This window comes from Anaerotruncus colihominis (assembly GCF_010206195.1).
Taxonomy (GTDB): domain Bacteria; phylum Bacillota; class Clostridia; order Oscillospirales; family Ruminococcaceae; genus Anaerotruncus; species Anaerotruncus colihominis_A.
This window is the reverse complement of the sequence record NZ_VIQT01000019.1, coordinates 186,141-204,235: the sequence shown is the minus strand read 5'-3', so window position 1 is coordinate 204,235 and position 18,095 is coordinate 186,141. Positions and strand designations below refer to the sequence as shown.

Genomic DNA, 18,095 nt, shown 5'->3' with positions numbered 1-18,095 from the left:
TTTCTTTCTTGTTAGTTTTGGTGAATAGCTTTTTCTTGCCTTTGCTGATATCCTTTGTGACAAAGGGAGGTAATATCAAATGAAAAAGATATTTCAAACAATACTCGTTACTGCCATGCTGCTGGCCTGTACCGTCACCGCCCATGCCGCGCCCTCTGGATTGGAGGGGTATCCCGTCACCGTCGACGACTGGACGACCCCCGCCGTCTTCGCGGCTGGCAAGGACTGGCCCATCACCACCTGGTACCTCTACGCCGAGGATGGTACGGCGCTTGGGAGCATCCCGAACCGGACAGTGATGGAGCTTTCAAGGCAGCATCCCACCGGCAGCATCCAGTGGGAAACCTGGCTGGCGGAAGCCTTCAACGAGTACCGGCAGATCAGTGGCTTTGTACAGGACAGCAAAGCAGAGGGAAAAGAGCCGGTCATCGGGGTTGGCTCACTGATAGAATCCAAGGAGGGTTTCGATGCCGAAGCCCTTGCGCTGGAAGCCTTCAGCCTCATCAATGAAGCCAGGGCGGAAAACGGGCTGCATAAGGTGGAGCTGAACGAGGAGGCGATGGAGCTTGCCCGGATGCGGGCGCCTGAGCTGGAGGAACAATACAGCCACATCCGTCCGGACGGCAGCCGGATGTCGCGAACCTACCGGTGCGGAGAGATCATCAACCGCAGGGCCTCCACCCCGCAGATCGCGGTGGATTCCTGGCTGGACTCGCCGGCGCATCGGGAGATCATCCTGGATGAACGGTATAACAGCGCGGGGATCGCTTGCTGGAAGGGTGCGGACGGCGTCACCTACTGGTGCATGCTCTTCTACAAATAAATCACCAACCATATCAATCGCGGGCTCCCGAAAGGGAGCCCGTTTTTTGTTTCTACAGATATTTTTTCAGAAAGGAAATATGTACTATGTGGAAGAAAACAAGGCGGATTCTCAGCATGGTTCTTTCCATTGTAATGTTGCTGGGCATTATCCCCGTGCAGGCGTTGGCGGCAGCGACCATTGACGCTGGGGGGATGATCGCCCCGCAAGAGGTTTCGGATAGTACAGCGGAAACTCCCCCCGGCTCGGGGCTGACAGCGGGGCCTGGGACAGAACCCACGCCCGGCCCCTCCGCTGGGCCGGATGCCGCTCCTCCCGCTGAGAAATCGCCAGCGGAGGTCACAGACCCCGGTACACAGCCGGAGGAAGTGGAGGGAAATCCAGAGGAAGAATCCCCCGCCGAGCCGGCCATCGGAGAGCCGGACGAAGAAAAAAAGCCGGAGGAACTAAAGGACGATGGCCCCATCCACTGGCTCCAGCAGTACCAGCAAGCGGCGCTGGAAGCGTCCCGAAGCCCCATGCCGCGGTCACGTTCCAACAAAGCCGCAACCGGTTCCCCCTTCTACTCCATGATTGAATGGAGCGGCGGCAATCTGGAATTTGCCAATGGTGCCTTTTTAGGCAGCCCCATGCCGAAGATCTATCTGGATGGGGAAATCGCGTTCTGCGCCGAATGGAACGGACAGCACCCCTCCGGCGATTATGTCCAGTCGGGCGAGGGCAGCGACCCCGCCATCAAACAGATATTAGCCAATTATGACAATTCCGGCAAATCGAAGGCCGACTACGCGGCGACGCAGGCGGCGATCTGGGCCCACATCATGGGGACGTCGGTCAGCTCCTGGGGCGGCTGCCCTGGTGCGGCATCTGCGGATAAAATCATGAACGGCAGCGCCGATACTGGTAGCTTCAAGTACAATTATATCTCTTGGAAAGGAGGTACCCAGGACCTCATCACCTATAATATAGGAGAAAAACCCGATCCAAAACCGGATATCGACCCGGATGACTATCCGGAGGATGAATACCGCATCGAGGTAACGACCGACACCCAAACCGAAACGGAGGTGCGCAACCGCAAGAGCTATGAATACAGCGACGCGATTGGCCAGATCACCATCCGCAAGCACGACCAGGATGAAAAAAGTTTGGACGGGGCGCTGTTTGACATCGATGTAGCCTTTTCGGACGGCACCCACACCACTGTGGAAAACTGGGAGGTGGACAACGGAGCGAGATTGTTCACCTGGACGCATCCCAAGGACAACCATGATCCGGCAACGGTGACGGTGACCGAGGTGCGCCCGCCCCACGGCTATGAGATGGACCCCACCCCGCGGACGGCGATAGTGGCTCCCACCTACACCCGCGTCACCCATGTGGAGACCTGGACGGTGACGATTGTCACCGAGACCACCAGCTCCACCGTCATTGAGATCGCTTCCGGCGAGGTGGTGGCGGAGTCGGAATCCTCCTCCAGCGCGGAGACTGAGAGCGACCCCCAGGTGGAGGAATTTACCGACTTTATCGAGGGCGACAGAGAGACAACCATGACCTTTGTGAATACGGCCATGCCCTGTTCGCTCACCATCTATAAATATGAGACGGGTAAGAAATCGGTAGCACTGGAGGGCGCGTCCTTTCGTATCCGCTATGCCGACCCTCACGTCTCCGCCCAGGTTTGGACACAGACCACCGATAAAAACGGTGAGATCCGCATTTCACTCCCGGCCGAGGGCGCGCTGATCATCGAGGAGCTATCCGCTCCGGATGGGTATGTCATGGGCGCGAAAACTGCCTATGATGTGACGGTCGCCAAGGGGGAACACAAGGTGGTCGATATCCCCAATGACAAAAAGACCCAGCTTATCGCCGTCAAAAAGGACGCCCAGTCGGGGGAGCTTCTGGAGGGAGCCACCATCCAGGCAACCCTGCTGCGGGCTAATACGGAACCGTTTGAGGCGGGGCAGGTCTACACCCTCACCACCGGCAAGGACGGACGGGCGGTGTTCTCGAACCTGATTCCCGGCGAATACCGGGTAGAGGAAATCTCCCCACCCCCATTTTATCAGGGGACTGCCCTGGTCCACACCGTCAATATCCTGGAGGGCAACTCCGAACCGGTCAGCGTCCAGTTTGAAAATGAACCGTGGACAGGGCTGACCATCCGCAAGGTGGACGCCTCCAATGGCAAGGGGCTGGCGGGGGCTGTTTTCAAAATCTACCGCGGCAGCGCGGAGGATTCCAAAGCATACCTAGGCGATTGGGAATCGAGCGCAAACGGCAGCGTGGTGATCCAGGATTTAAAACCGGGCTATTATACCATTGTGGAATCCCAGGCGCCCTATGGATACCTGCTGGACGAGGAACACCGTGTCCAGACCATCGAGATCAAACCGGATGCGGTGAATGAAAACCTCACCGTCTTGTTCCAGAACCAGCCCCGTCCCAAGCTGCTCATCAAAAAAATTGACGGAGACACTGGCGCGCCGCTGGCTGGAGCTGTTTTCCGTGTGGCCCAGCGCGGGAGCCAGGAGTATACCGACGCCGTCACCGGCCCGGATGGGACCGCCCTGCTGGAGAATCTTGAGGTGGGCTGGTATCAGGTAAGCGAATTGCGAAGCCCAACCGATTACACCCCGGTAGGAACCCATTATGACATCGAGCTGGCGGCGGGTAAAACGTCGGAGCTGATTGTGCAAAACCGCAAGAAGCCCACCCTCACCATCGAGAAGATCGACAGCATGACCCTGCAGCCGTTGGATGGCGTTGTGTTTGAGGTGCGTATCAAAAACGGAAAGTCCCTCGGCCAGTTCACGACGGATGCAAGCGGCAGGATCATCGTTGAATCCCTGGAACCCGGCCAGATCTATGAGGTGCGTGAAGTAAGGGCTTTACCAGGTTACCTATCGGATGAAACCGTCCACGAAATTAAGCTGGATGAAAACGAGAACCCTGTCCTCAAGCTGAAGAATGTCCCGGAACACCCCATCCTCATCCAGAAGCGTGACGCGGTCACCGGCGAACCTATCCCCAACACCACCTTCCTGGTCACTCACTCGGACGGACGGCTGGTGGGTGAATTTACCACAGGGAAAAACGGCATGGCGACGGTGGCGGGGAAGGACGTTGTCCCCGGCTGGTACATCATCAAGGAGGCGCGGGCAAATCCCGCCTACATCACCAGTGATGAAACCAAGCTCATCGAACTGAAATATGAGACGCCCGCTGTTGTGGAGTTCTTCAACAAGCCCCGGACAGGGCTGCAGATCCGCAAGGTGGACAGCGTCACCGGCAATCCCATCCCCGATGTGGGCTTTTATATCGAGGAGATCGACGGCCGCGCCATTGGGACCTTTTATACGGATGACGCGGGCGTCATCAACCTGCCGGATCAGGAGGAAATTTGGGTGCGGGTGACCGAAACCAAGCCGGCCGGGGGCTACAAGCCCGATCCCACTCCAAAGACCATGCGGCTGGAATCCGGCAAGCTGAACGTTATGGAATGGCGCAATCAGCCTTGGCCCACCCTCAAAATCGTAAAGCTGGATGCGGAAACCAAACAGCCGATGGAGGGCGTCAAGATCCGTGTCTATGATAAATTCCATCGGGAGGCGGGAACCTTTACCACCAATAAGCTGGGCGAGATTCTCCTATCCGGCATCGACGGCGGCGAAACCCTCTACCTGCAGGAGATTGAAACCTTGAAAGGGTATCAGTTGGATGAAACTGTCCATGAGGTGACGCTGGAGTGGGGCAAGACCAGCGCGGTGGAACTGCTCAACAGGCCCCTCTCCACTTTGCGGCTCACCAAAATTGACAGCGAAACCGGGGAACCCATCTATGGCGCGGTGTTCAACCTGTATGACGCAAAAAACAATCTGCTGGGCGAATTTACCACCGGCCAGAACGGTGTGATCGAGTTCCCGCGGGAGCTGGCAGAGGGCAAATACAAACTAAAGGAGGTCAAGTGCGATGGGTATGTGGTGGACCCCACCATCCGCACTGTGGAGCTGAAATCAGGTGAAACCACCGAACTGACGGTGGAGAACCGCCCGATGAGAGGACAGATCCAGATCGTCAAAAAGGCCGGGGCGGACAATCCCATCACCAAGGACAAGGCGGGGGCGCTGCTGGAGGGCGCAGAATTTACCATCTACAACGACAAGCTGGAGGTAGTGGACACCATCACCACCGATTCCAGAGGCGTTGCCACCAGCAAGCCTCTGCCGCTGGCCACCTATGCCATCAAGGAAACCGCCAGCCCGGAGTATTACCTCACAGACGGGAAGGTGTTCTACGCCACTCTAAAGATCGCGGATGATCTGGTGCGGTTCGAGGTGCAAAACCAGCCTGCCGATGTAAATGTGACGGTGGAAAAGCGCGGCAACATGGAGGTGCTGGCCGGGGACATCATGTCCTATACTTTCTCCCAGATCAAAAACCATTCCAACGTGGCGTTGGAGGAATTCTACTGGCGGGATATGCTCCCCGACGAGGCGCGGCTGGGCAAGATCGTCACCGGGATCTGGTCGGAGCGGCTCACCTATTCGGTGGAGTACAAGACCAACCGGAAAAACCGCTGGCGCACTCTGGAGGACGGGCTCTCCAGCAAGGTGAGCTATACCCTTGACTGCAGCAGGGAAAGCCTGAAGCTGGCGGCGGATGAGTATGTCACCGAGATCCGGTTCAATTTCGGGACAGTGCAGCCGGGCTTCTGCGAGGAAACCGGCCCCACTATCTTTGTCACCACTCTCGCCAACCTGAAGGACGGATATCGCATCGTCAACCGCGCCGACGCGGGCGGCAGGACCGGTGAAGAATGGGTGATTGGGAAGGACAGCTGGATTACAGTGATCTGGAACAAGGACCGGGGAAATCTGCCCAAGACCGGCGTCTAGGACGCAAAAAAGCAGCGGCGGTTTAACCGTCGCTGCCCTGCAGTTTATGATGATTAATCCAGTTTAAAATCCCCTCATAGCCGAGGGAGCCATCCGCCACAGAAAACCCGAGCCGGATCAACTCCTGTTGGCTGTAGCGGATCTGCACCTGGTTTAAGCGCAGAGTCATCAGCATCACCAACATAGCGGTGCGCTTGTTCCCATCCAAAAACGGGTGGTTTTGCGTGATGGAGAAGGCAAGGCGGGCGGCACGCTGTTCCGGCGTGGGATAGGCTTCCTCATTGCCAAAGCCCTGTAGCACCCCATACAGGGCGGACTCCAACAATCCAAGATCCCGCGTCCCGGCAAGGCCGTCTGTGATGTTCAGCAGTTTTTCATGGAGCAGCAGGACTTCCTCCAATGTCAGATTGATCATTTCGCAAGCTCCCGGAACGCCTCAAGGTTTTCCGCAATGAGCGTATCCGCGGTTTTGCCGATGAGGGAACGGCGGTACTCCTGAAAGCTGTCATATTCCGAAAAATCCACCACAGCATAACGCGGCTTGTTGTTCTTTAGGATCACGGCCGCGCCCTGCTCGTCAACCAGCCGCGCGACCTTGGAAAAATTCTGGTTCGCCTCGGTCATGGCGACCAAAGCGTTGGTATTGATCATCATCGTTATCACCTCAAGAATAGTATACCCCAAATATAGGATAAATGCAACCTATAAAATCATCTTATTTTAAGCAGAGGAGGAGTGGATATGCCAACCATTCAAAACATCCTCCACATCCAGGGCGGCGGCGCAAAAGCCGCCGCCCTTTTGGATTTTATCGCGGATCGGAGGTATGGCCGGGGTTCCATCGATTTTAACCGGATCACCCCCATGCCGCCCTGGGTCTACCGCCAGCCCACCAATCAGGAGCTGCTCCGGCAGTACGGCGAGGAAAACTGCTCCCGCGGCTGGTGTCAACAAAACTGGGGCACAGCTCAGAACGCCTTGCGCCCAGAACGCTGGGCCAAGCGGTACGACGGCGGGGAAACCATCCGCTTCGACACCGAGGACAGCGATGTACGGGAGCTGATCCGAAAGCTCTCGCTGGTGTTTAAGGATCTGTATCTCGATTACCTCTGGGCCAGCGAGGATGTGGGGAACCATGTGGGGGCTGTGCAGTATAAGGACGGGGCCGCCCTCATTGAGTTCATCCCCACCCCGGCGACCAGGGCGGCCATTGAGAAATCGCTGGATATCCTGGGGGCGAAGGCGGCGGAATATGGCCTTGTCTATGATCCGGCATCCAACAACTATGAATACAAAGGAGGAGAGCGTTATTAAAGAGCGAAAACTGATCTATCAGGGCAGCGTCCCTATCGGTTATTTTGAAGAAGAATCGGCTGTGTTGGACAGCGACTTCATGGGATGTAACACTGGCAGGGAGCTGACCCTTGCGGGTGTTCCCATCCGGTGGCTGGATGGGATCGCCCGCACCCTCAAGGATGAGCTGGAGGGCCAGAGGAAAAAAGGCGGCAGGGTTTGTGTTTACCAGCTCATGTCCGGCGCCCCGCCGGAGCGGAAGTTCCTGCCCTACCGGCAGATAGAGGAACAGTACGGCGGCGCAGACCGGATGGATTACCACCTCATCTTTGATGGGATGGTGGAATATGACAGCCTGGGCAGTCTCTGTGAGCTGTTCAGCGTCAAAACGCCGCCCAAGGGCTACGTCGGACGGCCGCTGTCTATGTCGGATGTGATTGAAATCTATACCGGGGACGGTTCCATCCTCTACTATCTGGATGCGGAGGACACAGTTGAGATCCAGTGGAAGGAACACTGATAAAGAAATGGAGGAAATGAAGATGAACAAGAAGATAGCCTCACTGCTCTGTGCCGCGGGGTTAATGGTATCCCAGGCTGTCCCCGCGCTGGCTGCTCCCAGCGGGGATGTGTCCGGCGTGATTGAACAAACCTGGACCAGCGCCGCCACCCAGATCAAGACGGTAGTAAACAGTGTGGTGTTCCCTGCGCTGGACATGATCCTGGCGGTGCTGCTGTTTGTTAAGCTAGCGTCGGCTTACATGGATTACCGCAAGCATGGGCAGATGGAATGGGCGCCAGTGGCGATCCTTTTCGCGGGACTCATTTTTTCCCTGACCGCGCCCCAATATATTTGGAGCATCCTGGGGATTTAGACAAAGGAGGAAATGAAACAGATGAATCAGAAAAAACCGCTGCCCGGTGCGGGAAACCCCTTAATTGACGCGATAAACAGGGCGGAAGAAATCGATACCTGTACAGTGGGCTATGGTCCGTTTGGAATCGGCGTGGGCAGCGAGTTCCCTCTGGGAGTTGGGATGTTCCTGCGTGTGGAACCGGATCTTTATTACGGCACATATATCCCCGAGCCAGAACAACCGGAGACGTTTACTGCCCGTTTTACCGCCTATACCTTTGATAACACCGGCATAAGCTGGGGGCAGCGCCTCACCCAAGAGGAACACGACCGGCGGCAGCATATCCTTACAGCGGAGGAACTCGACCAGCTCGCCTGCTTGACAGACGACGCCCACGAACGGGAAATTATCCAGGCGATCAAAGAATTGACCTCGTTCCAAATAGAACTGAGCAAAGAAGAATACAAGCAGGCGGAGGACGCCGTCTATGACCGGACGGTGAAAGAGTCCGAGGAGGTTGACGAATCCCCGCAAAACGGCGAAAAGCCCGAGGACGCTCTCGAGATGGAGGAAACAGAGGAGGTGGGGCCGTCCTTCACCAATCTGAGCCTTTGAAAGAAGGCCAGAAAACCGTAAGGAGGTGATGCTTTTTTGTTCATATGGGATTTTGTGGCGGACACGGTGTTGGGACAGATCTTCGATTGGGTTTACGCCAGGATTGTGGAATTTCTCGGAGAGTTCTTCACCATGATGAACGGCATGGGGACCGAGCTGTTCGAGCTGGCCTGGGTGCAGGCAGTGGTGGAATTCTTCGGATATTTTGCCTGGGCGCTGTATGTGGTGGGGCTGGCAGTCGGTGTGTTTGAAGCGGCAGTGGAATATCAATCGGGCCGCGCCAGCGCCGTGCGGGATCTGGCGCTGGGATCGGTGAAAGGCTTTCTGGCTGTCAGCCTGTTCACCTCCATCCCAGTGGAGCTGTACAAGCTCTGTGTGGATCTGCAGGGAAGCTTGTCCAAGGATATCACAGGCGTGTCCCACATCGACGGGATCAGCAGTTATACCCAGGCGGCAATGGGGGCGCTTAATGGATACGGGACCTTTATTTCCCTGTTCCTGCTGATTCTCATGGGCTATGCGGTCATCAAGGTTTTTTTCGCAAACCTCAAACGCGGCGGCATCCTGCTCATCCAGATCGCGGTGGGGAGCCTGTATATGTTCAGCGTCCCGCGGGGGTATATGGACGGCTTTTACAGCTGGTGCAAGCAGGTGGCGGGGCTCTGCCTCACCGCTTTTTTACAGTCCACCATCCTGATTGCCGGGCTAATGGTTTTTAACCAAAACATGCTGTTGGGCTGCGGGCTTATGCTCTCAGCCTCTGAAATTCCCCAGATCGCCCAGCAATTCGGGCTGGATACCACTACGCGAGCGAACATCATGTCGGCGGTCTACGCCACCCAGACGGTGGTCAACCTCACCCGCAATCTGGTGACAGCCGCCGCGAAATAGAAGGAGTGATTTTTTGAAGCTGGTTTACATCGCCTCCCCCTTCGCGGGGGATGTGGAGCGGAACATTGAAAATGCCAGGGGCTACTGTCTCGAGGCGATGGAACAAGGTGTCACGCCAGTGGCTCCCCATTTAATCTATCCGCAGTTTCTGGATGATAACGATCCCGCCCAGCGCAACATGGGGATACGGGCAGGGCTGGAGCTGCTCTCCCGCTGCGATGAGCTGTGGGTATGTGGGCCGGAGATCTCAGCCGGGATGCAAAAGGAGATCCAGCTCGCAAAAGGGCTTGGCATCCCCATCCGGCAGATAGAGCCGGTCCAGCAGGCGGGACCGGCCTTGTCGCTGTGACGCTGGGCAGCCTCTTTGACGGGATCGGGGGATTCCCTCTGGCTGCTGTGCGTAACGGCATCACCCCTTTGTGGGCCAGTGAAATTGAAGCCTTCCCCATTGAGGTGACCAAGCTGCGTTTCCCTCAGATGCTCCATGTGGGGGATATCACCAAATTGGACGGGGCGAAGCTGCCGCCTGTGGATATCATCTGCGGGGGCAGCCCCTGCCAGGATTTATCAGTGGCCGGACAGCGCCGTGGGCTGGCCGGCGAACGTTCCGGCCTGTTCATGGAGCAGGTACGGATCGTAAAGGAGATGAGAAATGAAGATATCCGGCGCGGCCGAACAGCTCAGTTTATTCGGCCACGATTCTTATTGTGGGGAAATGTGCCGGGAGCCTTTTCCAGTGGAACGCCTAAGGGAGAGGACTTCCGCATTGTCCTCGAGGAGATCATCCGTATTAAAAACAGTTCCTGTTCAGTGCCTCGACCTAACACCGGGGCATGGGGACCTGCTGGGGCGGCCATATTGGGAGATGAATTCAGCCTGGCTTGGCGATGTATGGACGCTCAATTCTGGGGCGTCGCCCAGAGAAGAAAGAGGATCTTCCTTGTCGCAGATTTTGGAGGACTCGCCGCACCCCAAATATTATTTATCCCCGAGAGCCTGCATGGGTATCCTGCGCAGGGCGCAGGAACGAGGCAAGGAGCTGCCGGAGAAGCTGGAACAGGCGTTAATGCTGCAATCGGGCCTCATCCCACCCCATGATTGGGATAGGCTCAGAGAAACGCTTGCCTTTGCCGCCAACCAGAGAAACGAAGTACGTGATCTGCATGATGTGGCGGGCGCTTTGGGATCGCAGCCCGGTATGAAGCGGCAGCCCTTCATCGCCGGTTTTTCCGCAGGCGCGGGTTCCTCCGCCGGGAGCGTCGGCTATGGCGAAGAACTTGCTCCTACGCTGAAAGGGAGCGCCAGCGGAAACTGTATGCCCACTGTTCTCTGTCTCAACGACCAGGGTGGGCAGCAGATGGGAGTTTCCAAAGGGATCACCGAAACCCTGCGCGCACAGATGGAGGGGCATCCTCCATTGGTGCTCGCGTCACAGCAGGGCGGCGCTGACATAGGGGTTGGGATATGCCCGGCCATTACCGCTGCAGCCGGCATGAGTGGGGACGTTTGCGACCGCTCCCTGTGGGAGATAAAGGGAGCAAAAAGGAGCGGCAGTGGTCAAAATTTGGTGAGCGGCAGCGAACAACAAATTTTGGGTACCACAACAGGAAACAATCAGCCTGTATTGTTTGAAAACCACGGTGTGGATTCCAGATATACCGGGCCGCACAATGTTTCCCCCACCATCTCCGCGAGAGCCGGCACAGGGGGAAATAACCTTCCGCTGGTGGAGCAGGAACCCATCTATTGTATCACCGGAAACGCCATCGGCCGCCAGCCGCAAAACGGCGGGAACGGCATCGGGTATCAGGAGGATATCGCGTATACCCTGACTGCGACAGATCACCACGCAGTCTACAACCGCCAGCGGGTGGACATGTTCCAGGATGGCGATGTTGCCAGCACCCAAAGCGCGAGGCAGCACAAGGACGCCACCGACCTTGTCCTCGAACCGGCATCGGAACAATTTGCCGCGCGGCTCATCCGCCGCCTGACCCCACTGGAATGCGAACGGCTCCAGGGCTTCCCGGACGGCTGGACAGATATTCTCGGCGTGTCCGACTCTGCCCGGTACAAGGCGCTGGGCAATTCGGTAGCCATCCCCTGTGTGGAATACATCATGCGGGGTGTGGCTCTGGCGCTGCGGGCAGCTGGATAGGGTCTTGTTGGTTGTGCACTGGTTTCGTCCAAATCTTCGTTGGCTTTCGTGAATAGCTTTGTCATCCCCTTTGGAGTATGCTTGCTTTGTAATCAAACAGAGAAGGGAGAAGATCAAGTGGAAAACCGGCGAAACCTATGCGCACAGATTCCCGAGGAACTCCATGCGCGGGTGCGAAAGGAACAGGAGTCCCTGAACCTGACTCTCAGTCAATATGTGGAACAGCTCCTGACCGAATACTATGAACAGAAAGAAGGAAACAGCAAAATGAGCGAGAACACCAGAACCCTTGCATTCCAGATCCCGGAGGAACTGTTTAACCGAATCCAGAACTATCTGGCCGCCCAGCGGCAGCAGACCGGCCAAAAACTCACACAAAAGGCTTTCATCATCGGCCTCATCGAGCAGGCGCTGGAGGAGTGGAAGCATACACAGGATGAAAACTAAAACTACCGGAGACAGCCCCGCGCAAGCCGGGGCTGTTTCTGCTTTTGGGAGGTGATTCACTATCTATATATACCCCGACAACCTGAAAGCCGCCCCCACCCTGGGGCTGTGGCGGCTGTGGGATCTGGCGGCGGGCGGGCTGCTGGCTGTACTGGGTGTGGTGCTGTTCGTCTACGCCGGCTCCCTCCTCTTTGCCGCCATCGCCGCCCTGTATCTGTTTTTAACCATCCGCTTTGACGACGCCTGCATCCTGGATTTTCTCCGCAAAGCCGCCGTCTATTTCATCCTGCGGCCCCAGTCCTACCGCTGGGGCCGGAATACTTTGGAGGTGACGCATCATCAAAAGAAACAACCTGTTCAGAAAAGAGAAAAGCAGGCAAAGCGATAAAAATACCCGCAAGCTCATGAACATCCGAAAGATTACGGATCACAGCCTCGTCACCCTGCGCGGGGACGAGGTTGTTCTCTTTCTCATCCAGCCCACGAATGTGTCGGTGCTGTCCAGAGAGGGACTGAAAGCCCGGGTCAACGCTTTGATGCATGTCCTCAAGGGCTTCGCGGAGGTAGAGCTGCTCTGCCTCGGCTCCCGCGAGAGCTTTGAGCACAACAAGCGGTATCTGGCCGGGCGGATCGAGCGGGAGGAGTCCCCCGCCATCCGGCGTCTGCTGGAGCAGGACGCGCGCCATCTGGACGAGATCCAGAGCCGCGCCGCCACCGCGAGGGAGTTTGTCCTGCTTGTCCGCCCCCGCAACATCGGGGAACGGGAGCTCTACCCCTACCTGGGACGGCTGGAACGGCTCATCCGGGAGCAGCGGTTCTCGGTGCGGCGGGCGGGCTACGACGACCTCAAGCGTATCCTGGCAGTCTACTTCGCCCAGGACGTCATCAGCGAAGGATACGACGATTTCGACGGCCAGCGGTGGCTGTTCAAAAATGGGCAGAGCGACTATAAGGCCGCCAGCGTTATAGACGACGAGCAGGTGCTGCAAACCTTCCTTGACCTCATCGCCCCCTCCGCCGTCAGGTTTGAGGCGGACCGGTATCTGGTGGGCGGGAGCTGGCGGTGCGTCTGGGCGGTGCGGGGCTACCCCGCCTCCACCGAAGAACAGGCCATCCTCCAGCGGCTGGGGGAACGGGCGGGCGTCACCCTGCGCATTTACACCCGGCTGGTCACCCCCAGTGAGGAACGCAGAATCCTTCAGGCGGCGGACAAGGCCAACCGATATAAAAGCAGCAGCGCCGATATACAGCAGGTGGTGGAGGCCCAGAGCAATCTGGAGGATGTTTCCCACATGATCCGCGCCGCCCAGCGCAACCGGGAGCCGTTCTTCCACACCGCGGTCTACATCGAGCTGATTGCCCGCACCGAGCAGGACTTTACCGAGCTGCGGGACTGTGTGGAAACCGAGCTTGGCAGGGCGAAAATCAGCGTGGACAGGCTGTTCCTCTGCCAGCAGGAGGGGTTTCTCTCGGTGATGCCCTCCGGCTGGAATGTGTTTGGGGAACAGTTCGAGCGGATGCTCCCCGCCTCCAGCGTGGCCAATCTGTTCCCCTTTGCCTACACCGGCAAGACCGACCCTGGCGGCTTCTACATCGGGTATGACAAATACGGCAGCTCCATCATCACCGACCTGGACCGCCGCGCCCAGGACAAGAGCAACGCCAATTTTCTCATCCTCGGCAACTCCGGCCAGGGCAAAAGCCACCTTCTTAAGTTGCTGCTCATGAATATCCTCGAAAGCGGCAAACGGGTGTTGTGCCTCGATCCAGAGGGGGAGTACCGGGAGATTACCGAAAAGCTGGGCGGCAGCTACCTCGACCTGACCGGCGGCAGATACCGCATCAATGTGCTGGAGCCGCGGATGTGGTCGGCAGAGGAAAAGGAACCCGACCCCGAAGCCCCCGCCGCCTTTCAAAGCGGCTCGCTGCTCTCCCAGCACATCGCCTTTCTGCGGGACTTCTTCCGCAGCTACAAGCCCTTCACCGAAGCGGAGATCGACACCATCGAGATCATGCTGGGGCGGCTCTATGATAGCCGCGGGCTACGGGACGATACAGATTATTCCAAACTTTCATCACAGGACTATCCCATTCTCTCTGACCTCTACGATCTAATGGACGCGGAATACCGGCGTATCCGTAACGGCGCCGGCGGCAATGAGCTCTATACCCCGGAACTGCTGCGATCCGCCTGTTTGGGGTTGCATTCCATGTGTAAGGGGGCGGATTCCAAGTTCTTTAACGGTCACACCAACATCCGGGACTCCCGCCTCATCACCTTCGGGGTCAAGGATCTAATGGAGGGCGGCAAAAACATCAAGGACGCCATGCTGTTCAATGTGCTTTCCTACATGAACCACGCCCTGATCGCGGGCGGCAATACAGCGGGCATTTTTGAGGAGCTGCATGTGTTCCTCAGTAACCCAGTTGCCGTGTCCTATATCCGCAGCGCCATGAAACGGGTGCGCAAGCGGGACAGCCTGATTGGATTGGCCAGTCAGAACATCGAGGACTTCCTGCTGCCCGGTGTGGCCGAGATGACCAAGCCCCTGTTCTCCATCCCTGCCCACCACTTTTTATTCCATCCTGGTACCATTGACAAGCGGGGGTACATGGACGCTTTGCAGCTGGAGGAGACAGAGCATCAGCTCATCCTCGCCTGTCAGACCGGCTCCTGCCTCTACCGGTGCGGCGCCGAGCGGTACAACCTGGTGGTCAAGACGCCGGAACACAAACTGGAACTATACGGCTCGGGAGGAGGAAGATGATGAACATTGTAGGATACGGCGGCGGGACCAATTCCACCGCCATGATCATCGGACTCTATCAGCGGGGCGTCCCCATCGACCTGATCCTGTTTTCGGACACTGGTGGAGAGCAGCCCCACACCTATGAGTACCTGCCCATTATGGACAAATGGCTTAGGGAACATGGCCTTCCACCAATTACAATACTGGAATACATCGACCGAAATGGCGAGCGGCTGACGCTGGAGCAGGAGTGCCTGCGTTCTGGGAATCTGCCCGCCATCGCCTACGGCAACAAAGCCTGTTCCCTCAAGCACAAGGTTTCAACCCAGGAGAAGTTCTGTAACAACCATCCGGAATGTCGAAAGGTGTGGGAGGGCGGAGAGCGCGTTGTTAAATTTATCGGATTTGACGCTGGTGAGGAGCGACGCCGCACCCATGCCATTGTCTATGACGCCCAGGATAAGAAATATAAAAACGAATACCCCCTCATCGACTGGGGATGGTTCCGGGAGGACTGCATCGCGGCCATCCAACAGGAGGGCCTGCCTTTGCCTGGCAAGTCCTCCTGTTTCTTTTGCCCCAGCATGAAGCGCAGCGAGATCCGAACCCTCTACCACAACCATCGGGATCTGTATGAACGGGCTATCGCCATCGAGCGAAACGCAAAGCCAAATCTTGTCTCGATCAAAGGGCTGGGGCGCAGTTGGTCCTGGGAGGATTTTGTACAGGCGGACAAGGATCAGACAGCCTTTTGCGGGCTGTTCCCGGAAAACGACATGCCCTGCGGCTGTTATGACGGGGAGTGATGGAGGTGGTGCAGCTTGGCAAATCCCGCGCTCATCAAGGCCGCTGTCATGCTGGCGACCGACAAGCGGACCTGGAAGGCTCTTGCCGTCCTTCTGGCGGCGATCCTCACCCCCTTCATCCTGATTGTAATTGTGATCTGTTCCCTGCTCAGTGGGACGGCACGTCATAACAACACGGCGGTAGAGCTGACCTTTTACGGCGGCAGCATTCCCGCCGCCATGCCAGGGGAATACAGGGATTACATCACCGAGATGCGCGCCTGTTTTGCTTCTCTGGACAGCGCCATCGCGGACGTCGAATCAGAGATGGAGGATGGCGACAGCCTTGACTCCAACCGGGTCAAGGCTGTTTTCTATGCCCTTTATTTTGGTTCCGACCACCTGCGGCTGCGTTTTGCCGCCGCCAGAGAGTTTGTGGACTGCTTTGTTTATTATGAGGAATGTGTTCACCCAGCAGAGGAGGAAGATGAGGAGGACTATGTTCATCTGCGGGCCTATCCTATCAGCGATCTGCCCACGATCTATCGGAATGTGGGCGCTTACGCCGGGAGAGCTGTAACCCCAGATGATATGACGAACATCACCGAGATCTACCTGCGGGTGGTTTACCAAAACTTCGATGTGGGCGCGGATATGCCGCTGGAGGGCGGCAACGGCACCCATGACCTGATTGGTGAGATGACAAACGGCTCGGACGTCATTCCCTCTGAGGGGGGATTCGTCAGCCCGCTGGAGAATGGATGGCGGGACAAGGTAACCTCAGAATTTGGGTACCGGAACAATCCCACCGGCACGGGCAGCGAGGGACACACTGGGCTGGATATGGGGGTTCCCCTTGGCACGCCTGTGCGGGCGGTGAAGGATGGTCGGGTGCTGTTCGTCCGCTACAAACAAACCGGGTATGGGTATCATCTGGCCATTGACCACGGCGGCGGGCTGGTTACCCTCTACGCCCACTGTTCTGAAATTCTAGTGACCGAGGGACAGGAGGTGAAGGCTGGAGACATCATCGCCAGAAGCGGCAGCACTGGCAGAAGCACCGGGCCTCACCTGCATCTGGAGGTGATCCAGGACGGTGTGCCGCAGAACCCGAGAAACTATCTATAAGGATTCACGTTACCCCAAAGATCAATCGTTTGAATGAGGTGGACTATGAAGATTAAAGCTGGAATGGAACAGGAATATCAGACATTTTTGAATGAGAACAGCGTAAACGGCCACAGCGGTATCGTAGTCAGATACATGGAACGCTGGGCGGAAATGATGGAGGCTGAACTGGAGGCTGGCGCATCGCTCAAGGATATTGCAAAGCGCACCAGCTACGCAGCAAACACAGACCAGCTCTCGCTTTTCCAATACGGTATCGCGGTCAGTAAGCTTTCCCATTTTTGGTTATACGGCGAAGAACTGCAGTTGTGGCAGCGCCATCGGTATGACGAAGAACCCCAGAAATTATCTGGAACAGAAAACATCCCATCGGAAAATCCACACAAAGAGACACAGCCGCAAAGCAATACGTCTCTTAACGAGTTAAGCCAACAGGCGGTGGAAACCGTTGTGCAAAAGGGCCTTCTGGAAACCAAAAACGGCGGCTGGCATCTGGACCGCGCCGCGTTTCAGGAATTGACTGGGATCGGCCTGAGTACAGAGAAAGGGCGGGAACTGTTTTTTGACGCGCTGGACAAACGACCAGAGGTCATTTCCTGCTTTTACGACTGTGACTTCGGCGGGATTGGGATCGAGTTTGATCCCGCCTGCTGTCCAAATCTGGAGGAAACGGCTGGCATGGAAATCCGTCTGTAAAAATCAAAAGGAGGAAAGCGATTGTGAACAAGACAGAACTGACACTTTCCATTGAGGAGGAAAAGCTGGAGGCCATGACTTTCTGGCTGAAAAAGGAGAATGCCACCGTCCAGAAAAAGATGGACGAGGCACTCCGGGAGCTGTATGAGCAAACAGTCCCGGAGGCGGTGCGGGAGTATCTGGACCGCAAAGCCGTCCCCGCCAGGGATCGTCCCAGGCGGCCGGCCAGAAACACCGGCGATACCGGCAGGGACGGAGAAAAGGTCACAGGAATGAGGTGATAGCTGCTGAGGACCCAACGATTTGGAATCGAAATTGAGATGGCCGCCCTCGACCGGGTGGTAAGGGAAAACGGCCTCTCTTACACCGAATGTTGTTTTGAGCAACTTGAGGGAAAGACAGTGAAAAAGGAACCAACCACGCAGGATGGGTACATCATGCAGACCTGACAGACGGATACCCCGCCGCTGCCGCCTGTGCGCCCTGTGTGCCGCTGTCGGGCAGCGGGCTGCATCCCTGCCCCACCCGGTCGCGGCAACGCCCTGTCGGCGCTTTGTGCCCGAGGTTTGGAACGCGGTATTCGGACAGGATCACCCGCCTAACGGGGGTGATCCCAGGGGTTGAAAATCCAGCAGGATAAAGCGGCGGCATCACCGTCCCTCACACCGTCCCGCAACGCGGGCCGGGAATCCGCATGAACAGCGGCTTTGTGGGGATAGACGGTCCCTTGCTTCTGTGGCATGTCAAAAAG

At 57.1% G+C, this 18,095-nt stretch carries 18 protein-coding genes and 1 pseudogene; 16 read left to right on the top strand and 3 right to left on the bottom strand.

The window, feature by feature from the left end:
- Window positions 1-79 precede the first annotated feature (79 nt).
- Window positions 80-823, top strand: a complete 744-nt coding sequence (locus FMM72_RS13905; RefSeq protein WP_162221758.1) for a CAP domain-containing protein — start codon at window positions 80-82, stop codon at window positions 821-823.
- Window positions 824-909: 86 nt separating this feature from the next.
- Entirely contained in the window at window positions 910-5,724 is a 4,815-nt protein-coding gene (locus FMM72_RS13900) for an MSCRAMM family protein (RefSeq protein WP_162221757.1), read from the top strand.
- A 22-nt stretch (window positions 5,725-5,746) separates the two neighbouring features.
- On the opposite strand, the gene FMM72_RS13895 is transcribed toward FMM72_RS13900, so the two are convergent.
- Window positions 5,747-6,139: a type II toxin-antitoxin system death-on-curing family toxin gene (locus FMM72_RS13895; protein WP_162221756.1), complete on the bottom strand. Its 393-nt coding sequence runs from the start codon at window positions 6,137-6,139 to the stop codon at window positions 5,747-5,749.
- Complete coding sequence (locus FMM72_RS13890) at window positions 6,136-6,378, bottom strand: type II toxin-antitoxin system prevent-host-death family antitoxin (RefSeq protein WP_162221755.1); 243 nt, start codon at window positions 6,376-6,378, stop codon at window positions 6,136-6,138. Before FMM72_RS13890 ends, FMM72_RS13895 begins: the two co-directional genes overlap by 4 nt.
- 87 nt (window positions 6,379-6,465) lie before the next feature.
- Here FMM72_RS13890 and FMM72_RS13885 point away from each other — a divergent pair, with 87 nt between their 5' ends.
- The 14 genes and pseudogenes from FMM72_RS13885 to FMM72_RS13810 all read left to right on the top strand — a co-directional run bounded on the left by FMM72_RS13885 (window position 6,466) and on the right by FMM72_RS13810 (window position 17,625).
- Window positions 6,466-7,038, top strand: a complete 573-nt coding sequence (locus tag FMM72_RS13885; protein WP_162221754.1) for a hypothetical protein — start codon at window positions 6,466-6,468, stop codon at window positions 7,036-7,038.
- On the top strand, window positions 7,010-7,537 hold the full coding sequence (locus FMM72_RS13880; protein ID WP_162221753.1) for a YodL domain-containing protein: 528 nt from the start codon (window positions 7,010-7,012) through the stop codon (window positions 7,535-7,537). The genes FMM72_RS13885 and FMM72_RS13880 overlap by 29 nt, the downstream gene beginning before the upstream one ends.
- A 16-nt stretch (window positions 7,538-7,553) precedes the next feature.
- Entirely contained in the window at window positions 7,554-7,892 is a 339-nt protein-coding gene (locus FMM72_RS13875; protein ID WP_162221766.1) for a DUF3852 domain-containing protein, read from the top strand.
- A gap of 21 nt (window positions 7,893-7,913) precedes the next feature.
- Complete coding sequence (locus tag FMM72_RS13870) at window positions 7,914-8,489, top strand: hypothetical protein (RefSeq protein ID WP_162221752.1); 576 nt, start codon at window positions 7,914-7,916, stop codon at window positions 8,487-8,489.
- Window positions 8,490-8,525: 36 nt separating this feature from the next.
- On the top strand, window positions 8,526-9,380 hold the full coding sequence (locus FMM72_RS13865) for a conjugal transfer protein TrbL family protein (RefSeq protein WP_162221751.1): 855 nt from the start codon (window positions 8,526-8,528) through the stop codon (window positions 9,378-9,380).
- A 13-nt stretch (window positions 9,381-9,393) separates the two neighbouring features.
- Complete coding sequence (locus FMM72_RS13860; RefSeq protein WP_162221750.1) at window positions 9,394-9,729, top strand: DUF4406 domain-containing protein; 336 nt, start codon at window positions 9,394-9,396, stop codon at window positions 9,727-9,729.
- Window positions 9,726-11,538 (top strand): annotated as a pseudogene (locus FMM72_RS17235) (DNA cytosine methyltransferase). The gene FMM72_RS13860 and the pseudogene FMM72_RS17235 overlap by 4 nt, the downstream one beginning before the upstream one ends.
- A 117-nt stretch (window positions 11,539-11,655) precedes the next feature.
- A complete protein-coding gene (locus tag FMM72_RS13845; RefSeq protein WP_162221747.1) occupies window positions 11,656-11,985 on the top strand; it encodes a 4-oxalocrotonate tautomerase in 330 nt (109 codons plus the stop codon).
- A gap of 157 nt (window positions 11,986-12,142) precedes the next feature.
- A complete protein-coding gene (locus FMM72_RS17000) occupies window positions 12,143-12,373 on the top strand; it encodes a hypothetical protein (RefSeq protein ID WP_180322933.1) in 231 nt (76 codons plus the stop codon).
- A gap of 16 nt (window positions 12,374-12,389) precedes the next feature.
- The gene (locus FMM72_RS13830) at window positions 12,390-14,753 is read left to right on the top strand and encodes a VirB4 family type IV secretion system protein (RefSeq protein WP_306815400.1); all 2,364 of its coding nucleotides are present in this window, start codon (window positions 12,390-12,392) and stop codon (window positions 14,751-14,753) included.
- Window positions 14,753-15,541, top strand: a complete 789-nt coding sequence (locus tag FMM72_RS13825; RefSeq protein WP_162221764.1) for a hypothetical protein — start codon at window positions 14,753-14,755, stop codon at window positions 15,539-15,541. The genes FMM72_RS13830 and FMM72_RS13825 overlap by 1 nt, the downstream gene beginning before the upstream one ends.
- 15 nt (window positions 15,542-15,556) lie before the next feature.
- Window positions 15,557-16,648: a M23 family metallopeptidase gene (locus tag FMM72_RS13820; RefSeq protein ID WP_162221746.1), complete on the top strand. Its 1,092-nt coding sequence runs from the start codon at window positions 15,557-15,559 to the stop codon at window positions 16,646-16,648.
- Window positions 16,649-16,693: 45 nt separating this feature from the next.
- A complete protein-coding gene (locus FMM72_RS13815) occupies window positions 16,694-17,344 on the top strand; it encodes a hypothetical protein (RefSeq protein WP_162221745.1) in 651 nt (216 codons plus the stop codon).
- A gap of 23 nt (window positions 17,345-17,367) precedes the next feature.
- Entirely contained in the window at window positions 17,368-17,625 is a 258-nt protein-coding gene (locus FMM72_RS13810; protein ID WP_162221744.1) for a DUF6103 family protein, read from the top strand.
- A gap of 154 nt (window positions 17,626-17,779) precedes the next feature.
- Here FMM72_RS13810 and FMM72_RS13805 read toward each other — a convergent pair whose 3' ends face one another.
- A complete protein-coding gene (locus FMM72_RS13805; RefSeq protein WP_162221743.1) occupies window positions 17,780-17,995 on the bottom strand; it encodes a hypothetical protein in 216 nt (71 codons plus the stop codon).
- Window positions 17,996-18,095 lie beyond the last annotated feature (100 nt).

What these genes read in the sequence shown, in the direction of transcription:
- FMM72_RS13880 (WP_162221753.1), top strand. Translation starts at nt 7,010, where the DNA reads ATGAATACAAAGGAGGAGAGCGTTATTAAAGAGCGAAAACTGATCTAT.
- FMM72_RS13885 (WP_162221754.1), top strand. Translation starts at nt 6,466, where the DNA reads ATGCCAACCATTCAAAACATCCTCCACATCCAGGGCGGCGGCGCAAAA.
- FMM72_RS13900 (WP_162221757.1), top strand. Translation starts at nt 910, where the DNA reads ATGTGGAAGAAAACAAGGCGGATTCTCAGCATGGTTCTTTCCATTGTA.
- FMM72_RS13825 (WP_162221764.1), top strand. Translation starts at nt 14,753, where the DNA reads ATGAACATTGTAGGATACGGCGGCGGGACCAATTCCACCGCCATGATC.
- FMM72_RS13890 (WP_162221755.1), bottom strand. Translation starts at nt 6,378, where the DNA reads ATGATGATCAATACCAACGCTTTGGTCGCCATGACCGAGGCGAACCAG.
- FMM72_RS13870 (WP_162221752.1), top strand. Translation starts at nt 7,914, where the DNA reads ATGAATCAGAAAAAACCGCTGCCCGGTGCGGGAAACCCCTTAATTGAC.
- FMM72_RS13815 (WP_162221745.1), top strand. Translation starts at nt 16,694, where the DNA reads ATGAAGATTAAAGCTGGAATGGAACAGGAATATCAGACATTTTTGAAT.
- FMM72_RS13805 (WP_162221743.1), bottom strand. Translation starts at nt 17,995, where the DNA reads ATGCCGCCGCTTTATCCTGCTGGATTTTCAACCCCTGGGATCACCCCC.
- FMM72_RS13905 (WP_162221758.1), top strand. Translation starts at nt 80, where the DNA reads ATGAAAAAGATATTTCAAACAATACTCGTTACTGCCATGCTGCTGGCC.
- FMM72_RS13875 (WP_162221766.1), top strand. Translation starts at nt 7,554, where the DNA reads ATGAAGATGAACAAGAAGATAGCCTCACTGCTCTGTGCCGCGGGGTTA.
- FMM72_RS13830 (WP_306815400.1), top strand. Translation starts at nt 12,390, where the DNA reads ATGAACATCCGAAAGATTACGGATCACAGCCTCGTCACCCTGCGCGGG.
- FMM72_RS13895 (WP_162221756.1), bottom strand. Translation starts at nt 6,139, where the DNA reads ATGATCAATCTGACATTGGAGGAAGTCCTGCTGCTCCATGAAAAACTG.